At 75.8% G+C, this 2,575-nt stretch carries 2 protein-coding genes; one reads left to right on the forward strand and one right to left on the reverse strand.

Features of this window, described 5'->3' with window-relative positions:
• Positions 1-52 precede the first annotated feature (52 nt).
• Complete coding sequence (locus E1211_RS31585) at positions 53-1,063, forward strand: phosphatase PAP2 family protein (protein WP_371686231.1); 1,011 nt, start codon at positions 53-55, stop codon at positions 1,061-1,063.
• Between the two features lie 11 nt (positions 1,064-1,074).
• On the opposite strand, the gene E1211_RS31590 is transcribed toward E1211_RS31585, so the two are convergent.
• On the reverse strand, positions 1,075-2,575 hold a 1,501-nt coding region (locus E1211_RS31590; protein ID WP_243709798.1), incomplete at its 5' end, for a PH domain-containing protein.

The following is a 2,575-nucleotide window of genomic DNA, read 5'->3' on the forward strand; positions in this document are numbered from 1 at the left end:
GCCCCCCGCCCGGACCGACCCGTCCCCGTCGCCGGGCGGCGGGCGTCGCCGCCTGGTCGCCATGACGATCTGGGGGGTGGCCTTCGTCGCCGGCTGGCTCCTGATCGGTCTCCCCACCGACCCGGCGTACGCCTTCCTCTGGATCTGGGCGGCCACCATCGCCTGGCACTCGTCCCGGCCCTGGCGCAGCCACCTGCGCTTCGCCCGGGACTGGGTGCCGGTGGTGCTGCTCTTCGCCGTCTACAACCTCTCTCGGGGCTTCGCCGACAACGGCGCCGTGCCGCACGCGTACGAGCTGGTGGCGGCCGACCGGTTCATGTTCGGCTGGGCGACGGGCGGGCAGGTGCCCACCGTCTGGCTCCAGCAGCACCTGTACCGGCCCGACGTGCAGTGGTGGGACGTCGCGGCCAGCTGGGTCTACTTCTCCCACTTCGTGGTCGCGCTCAGCGCCGCCGCGGTGCTGTGGCTGCGCAACCGGGCACGGTGGGGGGCGTACATGCGTCGTTGGGGCTTCCTCTGCGCCGCGGGCCTGGTCACCTACTTCCTCTACCCGGCGGCCCCACCCTGGTGGGCGGCGCAGAACGGCCTGATCGAGGAGGTGGCCCGCATCTCCACCCGGGGGTGGAAGGAGTTCGGCATGCACGGCGCCGGCAACCTGCTCAACGCCGGCCAGATCGCCTCGAACCCGGTGGCCGCGATGCCGTCGCTGCACACCGCCTGGGCGCTCTTCGTGGTGCTGTTCTTCCTGACCGCCACCCGCAAGCGGTGGTGGCCGCTGCTGCTGGCCTACCCGCTGGCGATGACCTTCACCCTGGTCTACTCGGGCGAGCACTACGTGATCGACGTGCTGGTCGGCTGGGCGTACGTCGGGGTGACGTTCCTCGTCGTCGGTCTGGCCGAGCGGTGGTGGGCCGCCCGGCGTGCCCGCCGGGGACCGGCCGGCACCCCGACGACCGGCGGCGACCCCACGCCGACCGACGACCGGCCGGCGTCCGGCGAGCCACCGGCCGCGCCCGGTGACGCCGCCCCGGCCGTCCCGACGGAGGTCCGGGTCACCGGCTGAGCCGGCCCCGGTCAGCCGACCCGGCGGGCGGTCCGCGTCCGGGCGGCCAGCTCGGCGGCGAGCGCCCACGCCTCGTCGACGTCGCGGGACTCGGCCGCCGCGCCCGAGCCACCCGCGGTGTCCGCGTGCACGGTGGCGAGCCGCAGCCACCGCTGCAGCGGCCCCTGCACCACGCGGACGCTCTGGATCCGGGCGTACGGCACGACGGTCAGCTGCCGGGTGAGCAGGCCGGAGCGGACGGCCACGACCCGTTCGTGGAGCCCGGCGCCGAGGGCGTTGCGCCCGAGGGGGTGCAGCCAGCGCGCCCGGGGCGGCGGCGGGGTGAGCGGCAGCCCGGCCAGGCGCACCCCGGGCAGCACCTCGCCCACGATCAGCTCGGCGGTGGGGAGGTCGCCGACCGGCAGCAGCCGGTCCGGGCGGTTGCGCTCGTCGCCCTCGCCGACCGAGTAGCCGGCCACCTCCAGCCGCAACCGCAGCCAGCCCTTCATCCGCCAGAGCAGCGGCCAGGTGGCCCGTACGGTCTGCACCCGGTGCAGCGGGACGGTCTGCGCCCGGGTCTCCAGCAGACCGTTGCGTACGCGCAGCGTCCCGTCGTCGCGCGCGAGCCGGAAGTTCCAGTCGTCGAGGACGCGCCGGACGGGTTGCAGCACCACCCCGGCCATCGCGGTGAGCGTGCTCGCCACCGCGATGAACGACCACGAGCCCTCGGAGAGGAACTGCACCACCACGAACGCCACGCCGAACGGCAGCAGGAACGCCTGCGGGGTGAGCAGCTGGCTGACCAGCAGGTCGTTGTTACGCACGGTGTGCAGCGGCCGGCCGGGCGGGGCCGCCGTCGGCGTGACGGGCTCGGCCGGCGTCGGCACCGGCTGGCCGGGCGTCGGCGCGACCGCGGGCGCCCCGGCCGGACCGGCGAGGGTCAGCAGCCGCGCGCGCAGCGCGGCCGCGTCGGCCACGGTGAGGTACGCCAGCGGCGCCTCGGTCTTGCCGCCGCCGACCACCTCCAGCCGTAGCTCGGCGAGCCCGGTGAGCTGGGCGAGTAGCGGGCGGACCACCTCGACGGCCTGCAACCGCTCCAGCGGGATGGCACGGGTACGCCGCCAGAGCAGCCCCTCGTACACCCGCAGCTCCCGGCCGACGACGTGGTAACCGGTGTTGTACCAGCTGATGATCGAGAGCACCGTCGCCCCGAGGGCCAGCACGACCACCAGCGCGGCGAACCAGCCGAAGCCCACCCGGGACAGGGTCGACCAGGAGAGGCCGGCGATCACCACCACCAGCGACTTGGCGCCGTGCAGGGCCGGGCTCAGCGGGTGCAGCCGCTGCCGGGGCTCTCCCGGCTCGCTCCAGGCCGGCGGGCCGGGTCGGACGTACCCGCCCGGTCCGGCCGGCTGCGGCGTCCCGCCGTAGGGGGCTGCCGGCCAGGGCGCACCGGGGTACGGCGCCGGCCCGGCGTAGGGCGGCGCACCGGGATAGGGCGGGGCACCCGGGTAGGGCGCACCGGGATACGGC

This window comes from Micromonospora sp. 15K316 (genome assembly GCF_004348525.1).
Taxonomy (GTDB): domain Bacteria; phylum Actinomycetota; class Actinomycetes; order Mycobacteriales; family Micromonosporaceae; genus Micromonospora.